This is a genomic window from Variovorax sp. VRV01 (assembly GCF_014852545.1).
GTDB classification, from domain to species: domain Bacteria; phylum Pseudomonadota; class Gammaproteobacteria; order Burkholderiales; family Burkholderiaceae_C; genus Variovorax; species Variovorax beijingensis_A.
In genome coordinates this window covers 618,274-634,195 of sequence record NZ_JACVBS010000001.1, presented here as the reverse complement: position 1 = coordinate 634,195, position 15,922 = coordinate 618,274, and the positions used below count along the sequence as shown (strand labels likewise).

General features: G+C 68.5%; 15 protein-coding genes. 7 read left to right on the top strand and 8 right to left on the bottom strand.

All coding sequences use genetic code 11. From position 1 onward, the window contains the following. Window positions 1–6 precede the first annotated feature (6 nt). Window positions 7–1,089: a Rieske 2Fe-2S domain-containing protein gene (locus IB278_RS03105; RefSeq protein WP_145745446.1), complete on the bottom strand. Its 1,083-nt coding sequence runs from the start codon at window positions 1,087–1,089 to the stop codon at window positions 7–9. A gap of 307 nt (window positions 1,090–1,396) precedes the next feature. Here IB278_RS03105 and IB278_RS03100 point away from each other — a divergent pair, with 307 nt between their 5' ends. The 3 genes from IB278_RS03100 to IB278_RS03090 are packed head-to-tail and all read left to right on the top strand — an operon-like array spanning window position 1,397 to window position 3,808. Beyond that, entirely contained in the window at window positions 1,397–2,425 is a 1,029-nt protein-coding gene (locus IB278_RS03100) for an ABC transporter substrate-binding protein (RefSeq protein WP_192322576.1), read from the top strand. Then, complete coding sequence (locus tag IB278_RS03095; RefSeq protein ID WP_192322575.1) at window positions 2,422–2,946, top strand: nucleoside deaminase; 525 nt, start codon at window positions 2,422–2,424, stop codon at window positions 2,944–2,946. Before IB278_RS03100 ends, IB278_RS03095 begins: the two co-directional genes overlap by 4 nt. 31 nt (window positions 2,947–2,977) lie before the next feature. Then, window positions 2,978–3,808, top strand: coding sequence for an urease accessory protein UreD (locus tag IB278_RS03090; RefSeq protein ID WP_145745451.1), 831 nt, complete (start codon window positions 2,978–2,980; stop codon window positions 3,806–3,808). A gap of 4 nt (window positions 3,809–3,812) precedes the next feature. On the opposite strand, the gene IB278_RS03085 is transcribed toward IB278_RS03090, so the two are convergent. Continuing rightward, a complete protein-coding gene (locus IB278_RS03085) occupies window positions 3,813–4,691 on the bottom strand; it encodes a LysR substrate-binding domain-containing protein (protein ID WP_145745453.1) in 879 nt (292 codons plus the stop codon). 106 nt (window positions 4,692–4,797) lie between these two features. Between IB278_RS03085 and IB278_RS03080 the strand changes: the two genes are divergently transcribed. The 4 genes from IB278_RS03080 (at window position 4,798) to metC (ending at window position 9,370) form a co-directional block, all read left to right on the top strand. Next, window positions 4,798–5,388: a mercaptosuccinate dioxygenase gene (locus IB278_RS03080; RefSeq protein ID WP_145745454.1), complete on the top strand. Its 591-nt coding sequence runs from the start codon at window positions 4,798–4,800 to the stop codon at window positions 5,386–5,388. Between the two features lie 87 nt (window positions 5,389–5,475). Continuing rightward, window positions 5,476–7,062, top strand: a complete 1,587-nt coding sequence (locus IB278_RS03075; RefSeq protein ID WP_145745456.1) for a rhodanese-like domain-containing protein — start codon at window positions 5,476–5,478, stop codon at window positions 7,060–7,062. A gap of 59 nt (window positions 7,063–7,121) precedes the next feature. Next, complete coding sequence (locus IB278_RS03070; RefSeq protein ID WP_192322574.1) at window positions 7,122–8,132, top strand: Bug family tripartite tricarboxylate transporter substrate binding protein; 1,011 nt, start codon at window positions 7,122–7,124, stop codon at window positions 8,130–8,132. Window positions 8,133–8,167: 35 nt separating this feature from the next. Continuing rightward, a complete protein-coding gene (metC, locus tag IB278_RS03065; RefSeq protein WP_192322573.1) occupies window positions 8,168–9,370 on the top strand; it encodes a cystathionine beta-lyase in 1,203 nt (400 codons plus the stop codon). Window positions 9,371–9,388: 18 nt separating this feature from the next. Here metC and IB278_RS03060 read toward each other — a convergent pair whose 3' ends face one another. The 6 genes from IB278_RS03060 to IB278_RS03035 all read right to left on the bottom strand — a co-directional run bounded on the left by IB278_RS03060 (window position 9,389) and on the right by IB278_RS03035 (window position 15,905). Then, the gene (locus IB278_RS03060; RefSeq protein WP_192322572.1) at window positions 9,389–10,225 is read right to left on the bottom strand and encodes an alpha/beta hydrolase; all 837 of its coding nucleotides are present in this window, start codon (window positions 10,223–10,225) and stop codon (window positions 9,389–9,391) included. A 13-nt stretch (window positions 10,226–10,238) separates the two neighbouring features. Next, on the bottom strand, window positions 10,239–10,571 hold the full coding sequence (locus IB278_RS03055) for a DUF1161 domain-containing protein (protein WP_192322571.1): 333 nt from the start codon (window positions 10,569–10,571) through the stop codon (window positions 10,239–10,241). A gap of 124 nt (window positions 10,572–10,695) precedes the next feature. Continuing rightward, a complete protein-coding gene (locus IB278_RS03050; protein ID WP_192322570.1) occupies window positions 10,696–11,115 on the bottom strand; it encodes a sel1 repeat family protein in 420 nt (139 codons plus the stop codon). A gap of 119 nt (window positions 11,116–11,234) precedes the next feature. Continuing rightward, the gene (locus IB278_RS03045; RefSeq protein WP_145745466.1) at window positions 11,235–13,394 is read right to left on the bottom strand and encodes a TonB-dependent receptor; all 2,160 of its coding nucleotides are present in this window, start codon (window positions 13,392–13,394) and stop codon (window positions 11,235–11,237) included. A gap of 230 nt (window positions 13,395–13,624) precedes the next feature. Further along, complete coding sequence (locus IB278_RS03040; RefSeq protein WP_015866757.1) at window positions 13,625–13,831, bottom strand: YbdD/YjiX family protein; 207 nt, start codon at window positions 13,829–13,831, stop codon at window positions 13,625–13,627. A 7-nt stretch (window positions 13,832–13,838) separates the two neighbouring features. Next, window positions 13,839–15,905 (bottom strand): carbon starvation CstA family protein, encoded by a 2,067-nt coding sequence (locus IB278_RS03035; RefSeq protein WP_145745468.1) that lies wholly within the window; start codon window positions 15,903–15,905, stop codon window positions 13,839–13,841. Window positions 15,906–15,922 lie beyond the last annotated feature (17 nt).

Below are 15,922 nucleotides of genomic sequence, written 5' to 3'. Positions count from 1 at the left end.
GGCCGCTCAGGCGGCCTTCGCGATCGGAATCGTTTCGCTGGCCATGCCGCGGTAGACCTCCGCCTCGCCGTGCCTGGCCAGCAGCTGCATCAGGTGCTTGCGGATCAGCATGCCGGGCCGGTCCGACTCCATCGAATACTCCACGCCGCGCCGGCGTGTGTCGACCAAGGCATCGGGGTCGGTCGATTCGAGGATGTCCTTGTCCTCGCGCGTGACCGCCTCGTCGAAGTCGATCAGCATCTGTGCGGTGCAGTCGGCCTCGGTGTCGTTGCGGAACAGCCATTGGCACAGCTGCATGCGGCCGTCGTCGATGGGCGTGAAGCAGTTGATGATGATGTGTCGCACGCCGCTCGGGTATTCGATGTCGAGCCGGCGCGAGAACGGCAGGAAGTAGGCGTTGCGCATGTGGCGCGTGGTGATCGGCTCGGTCACGCCGCTGATGGCGTGGAACTTCGCCGGGTTGACCGCCTCGATCACCGTCTCGGCATAGAAGCCTGAATCGTTCTCGACCAGTTCGTACTTGCTCGGCTTCGGGCTCGCGGCCACGCCGAAGGTGGCGCGGTGCACGAAGCTGAAATGCGAGTTGTCGAACGAATTCTCGAGCGCGCGCATCGGGCTGGTCTGCCACTCTTCGTAGAACTGGAAGATGGTGCGGTAGCCCGGGTCGCCAAACTCCGGGATGGCGGGAATGTCGGCGATGGGCTCTTCCAGCGCCACCCATGCGTAGCCGTAGCGCGCGGTGCAGCGGTAGGCGGTGGTGCGGTACTCCGGCGAGATCTTGCGGTCGGCCTCGTACTGCGGAATGCGGATCACCTGGCCGCTGCGGTCGTAGGTCCAGCCGTGATAGCCGCACTGGATCGCGCCCTGCCCGCAGGCCTGGCCTTCCGCATCAACGCACCAGCCTTTCGACAGCTTCGCGGTGCGGTGGCAGCAGCGGTCGCGCAATGCGGCAGGCTGGCCGCCGGCATCGAGGAAGAGAACGATGTCTTCGCCCAGCAGCCTGAAGGGCCTCGGGCCGCTGGCCAGCTCGGTGAGCGGCATGACGGCATGCCAGAACTTGCGGAAGACGGGTTGTCGGGTGACGAGCATGCGTGGACTCCTTCTGTTGTTGCGCGTGGGTACGAACGAACCTGAAAGAGCAATTTCCTGCCGCGAGGGCTGAACGCTTCTACTCTGCGCCACCTGCCATGCAAATTGCGCGCCTGCATTGTGGCGCAGGTCGGCCGCGCCTCCAAGCACGCGGCCCGCCCTGGCATGGCTCGTGCATCGGCTCCCGCAAGAGTAGAAGCGTTCAGCAGCGCACGCACCACCGTTGTGCGCCCGCCCGGAAATTGCTCTTGAAGTGCCTTCCGCCGTGTGCGGAGGGATTCAAGACCCGAGGATTCCGAGGCCCCACATGCAACGTCGATTCTTTCTTGCGGCCAGCGCCGCCACCATTGCCGCTCCCGCCGTCTTCGCCCAGGGCGGCGGCAAGCCGACCCCGCTCAAGTTCACGCTCGACTTCCGCATCAACGGCCAGACCGCACCCTTCTTCCTTGCGCACAGCAAGGGCTACTACAGGGACGAAGGCCTCGACGTGAGCATCGACACCGGCGCCGGCTCGGTCGCCTCCATCACGCGCATCGCGAGCGGCGTCTACCAGATGGGCCTGGGCGACATCAGCTCGCTGGTCGAGTTCAATGCACAGAACCCCGGCACCCCGATGGTGCAGGCCGTGTACCAGTACTACAACCGCGCGCCCTTCGTGATCATCGGCCGCAAGGACCGCGGCGTCACGGCCGAGTTCAAGAGCCTCGCGGGCAAGAAGGTGGCCGCCGCGGCCGTCGAATCGACCCGCCGCGCGTGGCCGATGGTGGCGCGCAAGCAGGGCATGCGCAGCGACGCCTTCCAGTGGCAGACCACCGACTTCAGCGCGCGCGACAACGTGATGGTGCGCGGCGACGTCGACGCCGCCACCTACTTTCACGACTCCGCCATTTCGCTCTTCGCGCGCATGAAGGCGGAGGAACTGTCGGTGCTCAAATATGCGGACGCGGGCGTCAACCTGTACGGCAATGCCATTCTCGCGAGCAGCAACCTGATCGCGCAGAACCCCAGGGTGGTTGCGGCCTTCCTGCGCGCCACCAACCGCGCCATCGTCGAGACCTTTGCCAACCCCGCGCCCAGCATCGCGGCCATGCGCCAGCGCGAACCCATCCTGGACGAAAGGATGGAGCTTGAACGCTGGAGTGTCACGGCGCAATATGTGGGTGCCGCGGACACGCGCAGCCATGGCCTGGGTGACATCAGGAAGCTCACGCTCGAGCAGCAGGTCGACGAGGTCGCCGACGTATTCGGCCTCAAGGTCAAGCCCTCGTCCGACGCCATCTTCAACACCTCGATGCTGCCATCTCGCAGCGAACGCATGATTCCCAGCAAGGCATGAACTTCAGCAACAGCAACTCCACACTCCCCGAAGAAACCACGCTCGACGAACGCGACGGACGCTACCTGCGCAAGGCCATCGTCTGGTCACATGCGGCGCGCCGCCGCGGCAACCGCCCCTTCGGTTCGGTCATCGTCTCGGCCGCCGGCGAAGTGCTCGCCGAAGCCGGCAACAGCAACACCGAGACCGGCGACTGCACCGCGCATGCGGAAGTGAACGCGCTGCGCGCACTCGCGGGGCGCGGCCTCACGCGCGAGGAACTCGCCGGCGCCACCATCTACGCGTCGGGCGAGCCCTGCGTGATGTGCGCGGGCGCCATCTTCTGGTCGAACATCGGCCGCGTGGTGTTCGGCATCGACGCCGAGCGGCTGCGCGTGTTCCGCGGCGAGCGGCAGGACCAGCGTGATGCGGAGCTGTCGTGCCGCGACGTGTTCCGCGCCTCGCCGCATCCGATCGAATGCATCGGACCCGCGCTGCTCGACGAGGCCAGTGCTGCACACGACGGCGCCTGGGCCAGCTAGCCGCTCGGGGCGGGGCGAATAGACTCGTTGGATGTCCTGGCACGCCCACCTTCATCTCGACTACCGACAGGAAGCCGCCCGCAGCGTCGCGCGCTTTCGCCATGACGGGCCGCTGCGCATCCTGCAGAGCCTCTATCCCGAGGGCGATGCGATCTGCCACAACGTGCTGGTGCATCCGCCGGGCGGACTGGTGGGCGGCGACACGCTGGACATCGACATCGAGGCAGCCGGCGCAAGCCATGGGCTCATCACCACGCCCGGCGCCTCGCGCTTCTACCGCTCCGAAGGCGAACTCGCGCTGCAGCGCACGCGCATCCGGCTTGCCAAGGGCGCGCGGCTCGAGTGGCTGCCGCTGGAGGCCATCTGCTACAGCGGCTGCCGCGCAGAGAACCGGCTCACCATCGAGGCCGAGCCCGGCGCCGAGATGATCGGCTGGGACGTGACGGCCCTCGGCTTGCCGAATGCCAATCAACCATTCGAACGCGGCACCTACCTGCAGCACATCGAAGTGCCGGGCGTCTGGCTGGAGCGCGGGCGCATCGACGCCGCGGACCAGCGGCTGCTGCAGAGCCCGTTGGGCTTCGGCGGGCATCGCTGCATCGCGTCGCTGTTCTTCGTGTCGGGCTCGCCGGCCGCGCGGGCGCGGCGCGAGGCACTGCTTGCGCTCGCACGCACCGCCATCGATGCGCACGGGCTGCAGCAGAGCGCCGGCGCAACCAGCCCGCATGCGGAGATCGTCGTGCTGCGCGTACTGGCGCCCGTGGTGGAGCCCGCGATGCAGCTGCTGCGGCAGGTGTGGCAGGCATGGCGCGCGGAGCTGTGGCAGTTGCCGGCGAGCTCGCCGCGCATCTGGGCGACCTAGCGTTTCAGGCCGGCATGTCAGTGCGCGGCAGCCGCAGGTGCTTCTTCAGGGTTTCGAACACCTGCCGCGTGACCGGATTCACCACGTGGCTGCGCACGTACAGGTAGTAGGCCAGGTCGGGCAGGCGCGGCATGCCGTCGCCCGCGCCCAGCACGCGCAGGCCGGCGTCGAGCTGCTCCACGCCGCGCGCCGTCACGCCGAGGCCGGCGCGCAGCGCGGCCTTGATGCCGATCAGGCTCGACGAGGTGTAGCGCGGCGTCCAGGCCACGCCCGCAGCATCGAGCGCCTCGTGGCCGATGCGGCGAAAGATGCTCGGGCCGTCGGCCATGATCAGCGGCACCGGCTTGGCCGGGTCGTGCACGTAGCTCGCGGCGCACAGCCACACGGTGGGCGAGTTGCGCAGCACCACGCCCTCGAACTGCGATTGCGCATCGGCGCGGTTGGAGATGATCATGTCGACCTCGCCGCTCTTGAGCGAAGTCATGAGGTAGGGGCTGCGGCCGATGTGGATGTCCAGCTGCAGCAGCGGCGAGGTGCGCGCCACCTCGGTCAGCAGCAGCGGCAGCATGGTCTCGGCCACGTCGTGCGGCGCGCCGATGCGCAGGTTGCCTTCGAGCTCGCCCTGCCGCAGGCTGCGCAGTGCCTCGTCGTTGAGCGCGAGCAGGTGGTGCGCATAGGTCAGGAGCCGCTCGCCATGCTCGGTAAGGCGCTTCTGCCGGCCCTGCTTGGCAAACAGCGCGTGGCCCGCCTGCTCTTCGAGCCGCTGCATCTGCTGCGTGACGGCCGACTGCGTGCGACCCAGGTGCACGGCCGCCGCGGCAAAGCTGTGGTGGCTGACGACAGCCGCGAAGGAGCGCAGCAGTTCGAGATCAAGCGTGGACATACATTAATTTTATTGATGTATTTCTTGCGCGAGATGGATTGTCGTGTCACGCCCCGGTCACTACAGTGAATGCAACCACGACACGCATCCCCACTGGAGAATCTGCATGAGCACCCTGTCCGACCAACGCCGCGAGGCGGTTGCCGCGTCCATCGCCCGGATGAAGAAAGCCATTGGCGGCGCTGAACCAACCCGAGAAAAGCTCGATGCGGTGCTCGAAGCGCTGCAAGGGCTGGCCGCGCGCACCGACTACTGGGGCGCCGCCGACTTTCCGGCGCCCGAGGCCGGCGAGCACCAGGCCCGCTACCTGATTGCCGAAGACCCGGACCAGAGCTACGCGCTCTACCTCAACGTGATGCGGCCGGGCAAGAAGATCGTGCCGCACAACCACACCACCTGGGCCTGCATTGCCGCGGTGGAAGGCACCGAGCACAACCGCGTGTACGAGCGGCGCGACGACGGCTCGGTGCCGGGCGTCGGCAAGCTCGAGGAAACCGCGCTGGTCGTGGTCGCGCCCGGCCAGGGCATTGCGCTGATGCCCGAGGACATCCACTCGGTCGAGATCCAGGGCGACCAGGTCATCCGGCACCTGCACATGTACGGCCGGGCGCTCGAGACGCTGAACCAGCGCACCGCGTACGACCTGGAAGCCGGCACGTACCAGACGATGGGCATCGGCGTGCAGACGCGCCGCTAGACCCCTCTTTCAACCTCGTCTTCGTTCATGCGGACCGTGCGGCGCGCGGCCCCGCAGGACCGCGTTCGTTCCAACGGCTTGCTTCCCATGACCTCCTTCATCGATCCGAAGACCCTCAAATCCTGGCTGCACGACGGCGGCGAGATCGCGCTGCTCGACGTGCGCGAGCACGGCCAGTACGGCGAGGCGCACCTGTTCTACGGCATCCCCCTGCCCTTCAGCCGGCTCGAACTCGATGCGCCGCGCCTCGTGCCGCGCCGCAGCGTGCGGGTGGTGGCATACGACGGCGGCGAAGGCGAGGTGGCCGAACGCGCCGCCCGGCGGCTTGCCGTGCTGGGCTACACCGGCGTGCACGTTCTGCAGGGCGGCACCCGCGCCTGGAAGGCCGCGGGCCATGCGCTCTTCGCGGGCGTCAACCTGCCTTCGAAGACCTTCGGCGAGCTGGCCGAAGAGGCCTACCACACGCCCCGCGTGAGCGCCGACCAGCTGGCCGAGATGCTCGCGCGCAAGGAGAAGGTGGTGGTGCTCGACGGCCGCCCGGTGAGCGAGTTCCACAAGATGAACATCCCCACGGCCACCTGCTGCCCCAACGGCGAGCTCGCCTACCGCGTGCGCCGGCTGGTGCCCGACACCACCACGCCCATCGTCGTCAATTGCGCGGGCCGCACGCGCAGCATCATCGGCGCGCAGACGCTCATCAACCTGGGCCTGCCCAACCCCGTCTACGCGCTGGAGAACGGCACGCAGGGCTGGTACCTGAACGACCACGCGCTGGAGCACGGCAGCACGCGGCGCTATGCGGACGACAGCGGAAACACCGACCTGCGGCCGGCCGCCAAGGCGCTGGCCGAGCGCTTCGGTGTGCCCACGGTCACGGCGCAGACCGTGCTGCAGTGGGCCGGCGACGCCAGCCGCAGCCTGTTTCTCTGCGACGTGCGCACGCCCGAGGAATTCGCGGCCGGCACGCTGCCCGGTGCGCAGCACACGCCGGGCGGGCAGCTGATGCAGGCCGGCGACCAGTACTTCGGCGTGCGCGGCGCGCGGCTCGTGCTGTTCGACAACGATGGCGTGCGCGCACCCACCGTGGCGCACTGGCTGCGGCAGATGGGCCACGAGGCGAGCGTGCTCGAAGGCGGGCTTGCGAGCGGGCTGTCGCTGGCGCCCGCCGCCGTGCCGCCCGCGCCCGCGCTGGCGACGATCGACGCGCAGGCGCTGGCCGCCCGCCTTGCGCAAGGCGACGTGGCGCTGGTCGACCTGCGCCCGAGCATGCAGTTCCGCGCCGGTCACATTCCGCAGGCGCGCTGGTCGATACGCCCGCGCCTGGCCAACGACCTGAAGTCCGAAACGCGCCAGCTCGTGCTGGTGGCCGACGACGATGCGCTCGCCGCCTGGGCTGCGGCGTCCGAGCTGGCCGGCCGCTCGCCCGCGCCGCTGCGGCTCGAGGGCGGCATGGCCGCATGGCGCGCCGCGGGCCTGCCGGTGGAAGCCACGCCCGCCCTGCCCGCCGACGCGGACTGCATCGACTACCTGTTCTTCGTGCACGACCGCCACGACGGCAACAAGGAAGCGGCGCGCCGCTACCTGGCCTGGGAGACCGGCCTGGTCGCGCAACTCGACGCGCAGGAGCGCTCGGCATTCCGGCTGCCGGCCGCTTCCGCCGCGCGGCACGCCTAGCTCCTCCGGTTTCGCCTTCTCCGTTCGTCGTTGTCAGTTCCTATTCCAGGAGTCCCGTCATGTCGTCTGTCTTTCGCATTCCGAGCCTTGCCCGTCTTTCCGTCGCTGCCGCATGGCTCGCGGCCATGGCCCTGCAGCCTGCCGCGGCCCAGCCGCTGCCCGCGCGCAACGGCTTTCCGTCGCAGCCCGTGAAGTTCGTCTCGCCCTTTCCTCCGGGCGGCGGCAACGACGCCACGGCCCGGCTGGTGACCACGCGGCTGCCGGAAATCATGGGCCAGGCCGCGGTGGTGGACAACCGCGGCGGCGCGGGCGGCAACATCGGCGCCAAGTCGGTGGCCGAGGCCAAGCCCGACGGCTACACGGTGCTGACCTCGCAGGTGTCGATCATGGCGGTGAACCCATCGCTCTACTCGGCGCCGGGCTTCGATCCGATCAAGAACTTCATGCCGATCACGCAGATCAACGCGGCGCCGCTCGCGCTGGTGGTGGAGGCCCATTCGCCCTACAAGACCTTCGCCGACCTGGCCGCGCGTGCCAAGGCCAGCCCCGGCAAGGTGACCTATGCCACGCCGGGCAACGGCACGCTCTCGCACCTGGTCGGCGTGGTGCTGCAGAAGGACAGCGGCGTGGACATGACGCACGTGCCCTACAAGGGCGCCGGCCCCGCGCTCACCGACCTGCTCGGCGGGCAGGTCGACGTGCTCGTGACCTCGACCTCCTCGGTCGCGGGCATGGTGCAGAACGGCAAGCTGCGCGTGCTGGCCGTCACCAGCCCGCGCCGCATCGGCGTGTTCGCCAAGGTGCCCACGCTCGAGGAGCTGGGCTACGCCAATGCCCGCTTCGAGGACTGGTACGGCTTCTTCGCGCCGGCCGGCACGCCGCCCGAGCGCGTGGCCTACCTGAACGAAGCCATCGTGCGCACGCTGCGCCTGCCCGAAGTGACCAAGCTCGTGACCGACGGCGGCAGCGAGGTGGTCGCCAACACGCCCGAAGCCTTCGCCGCGCAGCTGCGGCAGGACATCGACCGCTGGTCGCGCATCGTCAAGCTGTCGGGCGCAAAGGCGGATTGACGCACCATAGAGGCCCGTGCCCGCTGGAACACACCATGTCCGATTCGCCCAAAGACACCGCAGGCCAGTCCCTCGACACCCGGCTCGCCCACGCCGGCAAGGCTCCGGCCTACTTCGGCGGCTCGCCGGTCAACACACCGCTGGTGCGCGCGAGCACCGTGCTGTTCGACAGCGTGGCCGCGATGCGCGAGACGCGCGCGCGCCGCGGCGAAGAGCGCGCCTTCAGCTACGGCGCGCGCGGCACGCCCACCACCTTCGCGCTCGAAGATGCGGTGAGCGAGCTCGAAGGCGCCCACCGCACGCGCCTCTTTCCCACCGGCCTTGCCGCCATCGGCATGGTGCTGCTGTCGTATCTGAAGCCCGGCGACCACGTGCTGATGTCGGACAGCGTGTACGAGCCGGCGCGCAAGCTCGTGCATTCCTTCCTCGACCCCTACGGCATCCGCTGCAGCTTCTTTGCCGCGGACGGCAGCGGCATCGAGGAACTGTTCGAGCCGAACACGAAGCTCGTGTATGCCGAATGCCCCGGTTCGCTGGTCTACGAGATGTGCGACCTGCCGAAGCTGGCCGAACTGGCGCATGCGCGCGGCGCGCTGGTTGCCGCGGACAACACCTGGGGCTCGGGCGTTCAATACCGGCCGCTCGCACTGGGCGCCGACATCTCGCTGATGGCCGCCACCAAGTACCTCTCGGGCCACTCCGACGTGATGATGGGCACCGTCGCCACCACGCGCGAAGCCTGGCAGCCGCTCAACGAGCGCTGCGACGCCTTCGGCATGACGGTGAGTCCCGACGATGCCTGGCTGGTGCTGCGTGGCATGCGCACGCTGTCCGCGCGGCTGCAGATGCACGAGCGGCATGCGATGGAGGTGGCGCACTGGCTTGAGGCGCGGCCCGAGGTGGCGGCCGTGTTCTGCCCCGCGCTGCCGCAGCATCCGGGCCACGTGCTCTGGCAGCGCGACTGCCGCGGCACCAACGGGCTCGTCTCGTTCGAGCTGCAGCCGGGCATCGGCAACGCCGCGGTCGAGCGCTTCGTCGATGCGCTGTCGCTGTTCGGCCGGGGCTCGTCCTGGGGCGGCTATGAAAGCCTGGTGGCCTGGGCCGACATGCGCGCGGCCCGCAGCGTGACCGACTGGAGCGCGCGCGGCGCGGTCATCCGGCTGCACGTGGGGCTCGAGGCGCCTTCGGACCTGCTGCGCGATCTCGAAGGCGGCTTCGCGGTCCTGGGTGCCGGCTGAAGGCAGCTGCGCTGCGGCTCAGGCCGCGACCGGCTCGGGAAGAATGGCCGTCAGTGCGAAGTCGACCAGATGGAGCCAGGTCGCTTCGAGCCCCATGATGCTGTGGTGGTCGGAGCCGGGCACGGTCTGCACGCTGATGGGCGTGGGCCAGGCGGCGATGAGCTTCTGCGAGCGCTCGGGCAGCACCACGTCGTCGCGCTCGGCCAGCAGCACCTGGGTCTTCGCGGCCACTTCCTTGCAGTGCGTGAGCGAGTCGAAGCGGTGGCGCAGCAGGAGTGCCAGCGGAACCAGCGGAAAGCGCCTCTTGGCCACTTCGAGCATCGAGTCGTAGGGCGTGACCAGCTGCAGGCTCGAGAAGTCCTGCTGCGCCACCAGCTGGATGGCCACGCCCGTGCCGAGGCTGCGGCCGACCACGTGCAGGCGCGCCTGCGGAAAGGCCTTGCGCAGGTGGTTCGCAAACTGGATCGCATCGGCCACGGAGGCGATCTCCGAGGGATGCCCTTCGGAGTCGGCCACGCCGCGGTAGTTGACGGCCGCAAATCCGAAGCCCTCCGGCAGCCAGTGCAGCGCCTGCGCGGTGGCGCGAACGTCCTCGCCCCGGCCGGCAAAATAGATGAACAGGTCCTGCAGCGCGTCTTCGCCCTGCGGGTGATAGACATAGCCGCGCACCATGCCGCCCGGCACGGTGTGGGAGTAGGTGGAGAAATCGTCGGACAGGTGGACGACCGGCAGTTTCCGGACGTTGAAGAGGATGTGCCCCTGCCGCGCGGCCAGCAGGGCCCAGTACGCCGCAATGCCGCCAATGGCGGCGGCCGAGGCCGAGAGCGCGATGCGAAAGGCTTTGGAAGATGACAAGGTGTGCTCCCGCCTACTTCCTGCAGTCGCCGCCGACGGACACCGTGCCGTCCTTGCACTCCGTCAGTATCTCTTCGTCGGCCGGGCCCGCGCCCGGGCGCGCCGGGGCCGCGCCTGCTGCGGGTGCGCCTTCGCGCTGGTAGACGATCTTCTTGCTGCCGAGATCGCAGCTGCCCACCACCTGTCCGGCCGCTTCTGCATTGGCATCGACGGTGACGACGGTAAAGCGCGTCACGCCGGCCGCGGCAATCTTCGCTTCGATCTGGGTGCGCAGGGCTTCGCAGTTTTCGGCGCCGTGGGCGGCGCCCGCCAAGGCAAGCGCCATGGAAATCAACCAGGGTTTCATGATGAGTCGGCCTCGCAGCGGAGGGTATGGCAAACGAAGAGTCTAGCCCTTCATTTTCCAGCGACGCATCCTCGCGCACCATGCGGTAACCAGGCGTCACCGCCCGCACAGCGCATTCGCAGGCTCAGCCGCAGGCGTTCCTGCCGGCCGGGGATTGGCGCAGCCTGTTGAGGAACGCGAGCTGGACCCTGGCCGTCTCACTGCCCTGCGAGGCGGCGCGCAGCATCCACTCGCGGGCCTCGCAGCGGTCGGCCCTGATGGCAGGGCCGTACAGTGTCGACCCCGCCAGCAGCACCATGCCCAGCATCTCCTGCGCCTCGGCGTGGTCCTCGGCCGCCGCTTGCCGAAGCTGTTCGAGCATCGAGCGGTAGTCGCGTGCCGCCTGCGCTTCCAGTGCCAGCTGGAAGCGCTGCTCGGCATGCAGCACGACGCCCGCATCGGGCGGCTGCGCCGCGGAAAGCGCCGCTGCGAGGCACAGGGCGCCCGACAGCCCGATGCGCCAGCGCAGCGACCAGCTTGCGATTTGATTCGATTCGGATGCCATCGGCGTTCTCCACCATTCAGTTGCGTGGAGGCCATCGTGGCAGCAGGCGCTTGCAAAAAGAAACTGGATTTCGCGCAGCCAGGCTCAGCCGGGGCCTGAGCCCTTGCGAGTCATCCTCTTCAGAACTTCGCGGTCAGCGCCACCTGCAGCTCGCGTCCCGGCCCCGGCATGATCAGGTTGTCGACGCTGCCGTGCGCGGACACGTAGTACTTCCGGCCCGTGATGTTCTTCAGGTTGACCGAGAGCTCGTAGCGCTCGGTCCTGTAGCTCGCGGCCAGGTCGGCCGTGACGTACGAAGGCAGCGTCACCAGGTTGCTGAGCGAGGCATAGCGCGCGGCCACGTAGTTCACGCCGCCGCCCGCGCTCAGGCCATGGCCCAGGTCCTTCATGAGCCACACGAAGGCCGAGTGCCGCGGCGTGAGCGGCGCCACCTTGCCCTGCACCGGCATCGCGGCGCCGACGGGCAGCTGCAGCGAACTCACGGTGGCCAGCGACTTGACCATGCGGCCGTCCAGGTAGGCGTAGCCCGCGCTGACGTCCCAGCGCCCCGGCAGCTTGCCGGCCAGCGCCAGCTCCATGCCGTTGGTGCGCTGCGTGCCCACGTTGATCTGCCGTGCCGGATTGGACGGATCGGTGTTCTTGATGCCCGAGCGCTCCAGGTTGAAGACCGCGGCCGTGAAGTTGAGCGCGCCGTCCAGGAAGTCGAGCTTGGCGCCGATCTCCTTGTTGACGGTGATCTCGGGATCGTTGGCCGCGTTGTTGGCCGACAGCGCGAAGGTCTCGGCCGAAGGCTGGAACGAGCGGCTGTACGAGACGTAGTAGGACTGCGAGTCGCTCGGCTGCCAGACCAGGCCCGCGCGCGGGCTGAACTTGCGGTCGGTGCGCGAGAAGGGGGCCAGCGTGCGCTCGAAGGAAGTCTCCTGGCGGAAGTCGTCGTAGCGTCCGCCGACGAGCGCCTTCCACTGCGGCGCCAGCGTGATCTGGTCCTGCGCATAGAGCGCAGCCGTCTTGAAGGCGGTGTTGCTCGGAATCGCGCTGCTGGCCAGGTAGCTGGCGAGCGGAATGGGCGGCGGCGCGGAGACCGGGTTCAGGATGCTCACGCGCTCGAAGCCGGTGGCCGAGGACACCGTGTACGCGCGCTTGTCCTGCTTGCCCAGCTCGGCGCCGATCAGCCATTCCTGCTTGAAGCCGCCGAGCTCGTTGCGCCATGTCAGGTCGGTCTGGTTGAACCAGCCGCTCTCGTCGCGGTCGACGAAGCCGCGGGTGCGGCCCACGGTCATGCGCACCGGGTCGGTGGTGCCGCTGGGCAGGGTGTTGAAGCGGTCGAGCTTGTAGCTGTAATAGCGCGTGGTGTTGCGCAGGCTCAGCGTGTCGCTGAAGCGGTGGTTCAGCGTGGCGGTGAAGGACTGCACGCGCGTGGTGGTGGTGTCGTCGCGCTTCGCGAAGGCCGAGCCGTAGTAGGTGCCGATCGGCACGTTCACCGGGCGGCCGTTGAGCGCCGGAATGCCGAAGTCGGTCAGCCGCTGGTCGTAGGCATTGGTGTACTGCAGCAGCAGATCGGTCTGCGGGCTGAATTTCATGGCCAGCGAGGGCGCGATGCTGTAGCGGTCGATGAACTGCTGGTCGCGATAGCTGCCCGACTTTTCGCGCGCCACGTTGAGGCGAAAAGCCATGTTCTCGCCGATAGGGCGGTTGAGGTCGGCCGTGAGCCGCTTGAAGTCGTGGGTGCCCAGGCCCAGCGACACTTCGCCGAAGGGACGTTCGAAGATCGGCTTCTTCGTCACGCGGTTGATCAGCCCGCCCGACGAGCCGCGGCCGTACAGCACGGCGGCCGGGCCCTTGAGCACCTCGATGCGCTCCGTGTCCGACAAGTCGCGGAAGTACAGCGCGTCGTCGCGCACGCCGTCCACGAACCAGTCGGCGATGGCCGTGAAGCCGCGGATCACCACCTGGTCGCGCTGGCCGTCGCCGGCATTGAAGGAAACGCCGGGCGCATTGCGCAGCGCGTCCTGCATGGAGGTTGCGCCCTGGTCGCGCAGCAGCTGCGCAGGCAGCACGTTGACCGCCTGGGGAATGTCGCGCAGCGGCGCGCTGCCCTTGGTGGCCGTGCTGCCCACCGACGGGGCATAGCCGGGCTCCTGCTCGGAGGTGACGATGATCTCCTGCAGCGTGCTGGCCGGCGTCTGGGCCTGGGCCGCGCAATGCAGCGCGGCAAGGGTGGCAAGGAAGAGCGGCGTGCGGCGAAGGCGGCGATGCACGGCAGGCGGGCGAGCGGACATGGAGAATTTCCCTCAGGGCGATTTTTTGGAATCGCGAAGCGCCATGCCGCCTCTCCCATCGATCGATGGGGAAACCGCATGCGCCCTGCCTGGAGAAAATCTGGGTTGGGTGCCTTTGCCGGGGCCGCGCCAGCGCATGGCCGGCGTTTCCTGCAACAAAAGTTCGCTTCGCGCGAACCGCGGAATTGTAAACAAGGCCGCGAGGTTTGCGCGTGGCGCTGCCGTCCTCTTCAGCAGCAGCGCCCCTTGCCTCCGCCGTAGCGCGCCTCGAGCCGCTCGCGGAAGAAGGCCTCGTAGCTCATCGGCGGCTGCTCGGGGTGCGTGGCCGCCATGTGGGTCAGGTAGGCGTCGTAGTCGGGCAGCCCGACCATGAGCCGCAGCGACTGCTTGAGCGAGCGCGCGAAGTAGCGCCCGGCTTCCGGCAATGCGAGAGCCATGGTGTGCTCAGCGCGTGGCCGATGCTGCGAGCGGTTCGAACGGCGTCTCCTGCGCCGTCGGCCGGTGGGCCGCCCGTGCCGCGAGGCAGGCCTTGATGCTGTAGACCAGCACGCTCAGCACCACGAACATGAAGAGCGCGCACAGCGCCGCATCGAGCCGGTCGTTGAAGACGATGCGCGACATCGCCTCGGGCGTCTTGGCCGGCGCCACCAGCACGCCGTTGGCCAGGCCTTCGGTGTAGCGGGCCGCATGCGAGAGGAAGCCGATCTTCGGATCGGGCGAGAAGATCTTCTGCCAGCCGGCCGTGAGCGTGCAGGCCAGCAGCCATGCGGCCGGCGCAATCGCCACCCAGGCATAGCGCTCGCGCTTCATGCGGAACAGCACCACCACGCCCAGCAGCAGCGCCACCGCGGCCAGCATCTGGTTGGAGATGCCGAACAGCGGCCACAGCGTGTTGATGCCGCCGAGCGGATCGACCACGCCCTGGTAGAGGAAGTAGCCCCAGGCCGCCACGCACAGCGCCGTGGCAAACAGGTTGGCCGGCAGCGAATCGGTGCGCTTGAGCGCGGGTACGAAGCTGCCCAGCAGGTCCTGCAGCATGAAGCGGCCCGCGCGGGTGCCGGCGTCCACGGCCGTGAGGATGAAGAGCGCCTCGAACAGGATCGCGAAGTGGTACCAGAAGGCCATCATGGCCTGCCCGCCGATCACCTGGTGGAGGATGTGGGCCATGCCCACGGCGAGCGTCGGCGCACCGCCTGCGCGGCCGAGGATGGTGCTTTCGCCCACGTCCTTCGCGGTTTGCATCAGCATCTCGGGCGTGACCACGAAGCCCCAGCTCGAGATGGTCTGCGCGGCCTGCTGCGCGGTGCTGCCCACCAGCGCGGCCGGGCTGTTCATTGCAAAGTAGATGCCGGGCTCGATGCACGAGGCGGCCACCAGCGCCATCACCGCCACGAACGATTCGGCCAGCATGCCGCCATAGCCGATGAAGCGCGCATGGCGCTCGTTGTCGAGCATCTTGGGCGTGGTGCCTGACGAGATCAGCGCATGGAAGCCCGACACCGCACCGCAGGCGATGGTGATGAACAGGAACGGGAACATGCTGCCCGACCACACCGGCCCGTTGCCGTTCGCGAACTGCGTGAGCGCGGGCATCTGCAGCGTGGGCATGACGAACACGATGCCCAGCGCCAGCGCGATGATGGTGCCGATCTTCAGGAAGGTCGACAGGTAGTCGCGCGGCGCCAGCAGCAGCCACACCGGCAGACTCGCGGCGATGAAGCCGTAGCCCACCAGCATCCAGGTGAGCGCCTTGCCGTCGAAGGTGAAGAGCGGCGCCCATGCGGGGTCCTGGCTCACGGCCTGGCCGCCGAAGATGGCGAGCATCAGCAGCACGAAGCCGATCAGCGAGACCTCGCCGATGCGCCCCGGCCGGATGAAGCGCAGGTACACGCCCATGAACAGCGCCACCGGAATGGTCGCCGCCACCGTGAAGGTGCCCCACGGCGATTCGGCCAGCGCCTTCACCACGATCAGCGCCAGCACCGCGAGGATGATGATCATGATCATGAAGGTGCCGAACAGCGCGATCATGCCGGGCACCGTGCCCATCTCCTGCTTGACGAGATCGCCGAGCGAGCGGCCGTCGCGCCGCGTGGAGATGAAGAGAATGATGAAGTCCTGCACCGCGCCCGCGAACACCACGCCCGCCAGCACCCACAGCAGCCCGGGCAGGTAGCCCATCTGCGCGGCGAGCACCGGGCCCACCAGCGGACCGGCGCCCGCAATGGCCGCGAAGTGGTGGCCGAACAGCACGTTCTTGTCGGTCGGCACGTAGTCGAGGCCGTCGTTGTGGCGGTGCGCCGGCGTCTTGCGGTTGCCGTCCAGCCCCAGCACCTTCTCGGCGATGAACAGGCTGTAGTAGCGGTAGGCGATCAGGTAGGTGCAGACCGCGGCGGTCACCACCCACAGGGCGTTGACGCTTTCACCGCGCGTGAGGGCCACGGTGCCCAGCGCGAATGCGCCGGCCACGGCCACGACGAGCCACACCAGATGGCGGCGGATGCTGTGCATGGGAATGTCTCCTGGGA

Coding starts and splice junctions, on each gene's coding strand:
- IB278_RS03050 (WP_192322570.1), bottom strand. CDS start 11,115: ATGGCATCCGAATCGAATCAAATCGCAAGCTGGTCGCTGCGCTGGCGC.
- IB278_RS03070 (WP_192322574.1), top strand. CDS start 7,122: ATGTCGTCTGTCTTTCGCATTCCGAGCCTTGCCCGTCTTTCCGTCGCT.
- IB278_RS03040 (WP_015866757.1), bottom strand. CDS start 13,831: ATGGCTCTCGCATTGCCGGAAGCCGGGCGCTACTTCGCGCGCTCGCTC.
- IB278_RS03085 (WP_145745453.1), bottom strand. CDS start 4,691: ATGTCCACGCTTGATCTCGAACTGCTGCGCTCCTTCGCGGCTGTCGTC.
- IB278_RS03095 (WP_192322575.1), top strand. CDS start 2,422: ATGAACTTCAGCAACAGCAACTCCACACTCCCCGAAGAAACCACGCTC.
- metC (WP_192322573.1), top strand. CDS start 8,168: ATGTCCGATTCGCCCAAAGACACCGCAGGCCAGTCCCTCGACACCCGG.
- IB278_RS03035 (WP_145745468.1), bottom strand. CDS start 15,905: ATGCACAGCATCCGCCGCCATCTGGTGTGGCTCGTCGTGGCCGTGGCC.
- IB278_RS03100 (WP_192322576.1), top strand. CDS start 1,397: ATGCAACGTCGATTCTTTCTTGCGGCCAGCGCCGCCACCATTGCCGCT.
- IB278_RS03105 (WP_145745446.1), bottom strand. CDS start 1,089: ATGCTCGTCACCCGACAACCCGTCTTCCGCAAGTTCTGGCATGCCGTC.
- IB278_RS03080 (WP_145745454.1), top strand. CDS start 4,798: ATGAGCACCCTGTCCGACCAACGCCGCGAGGCGGTTGCCGCGTCCATC.
- IB278_RS03075 (WP_145745456.1), top strand. CDS start 5,476: ATGACCTCCTTCATCGATCCGAAGACCCTCAAATCCTGGCTGCACGAC.
- IB278_RS03055 (WP_192322571.1), bottom strand. CDS start 10,571: ATGAAACCCTGGTTGATTTCCATGGCGCTTGCCTTGGCGGGCGCCGCC.
- IB278_RS03090 (WP_145745451.1), top strand. CDS start 2,978: ATGTCCTGGCACGCCCACCTTCATCTCGACTACCGACAGGAAGCCGCC.
- IB278_RS03045 (WP_145745466.1), bottom strand. CDS start 13,394: ATGTCCGCTCGCCCGCCTGCCGTGCATCGCCGCCTTCGCCGCACGCCG.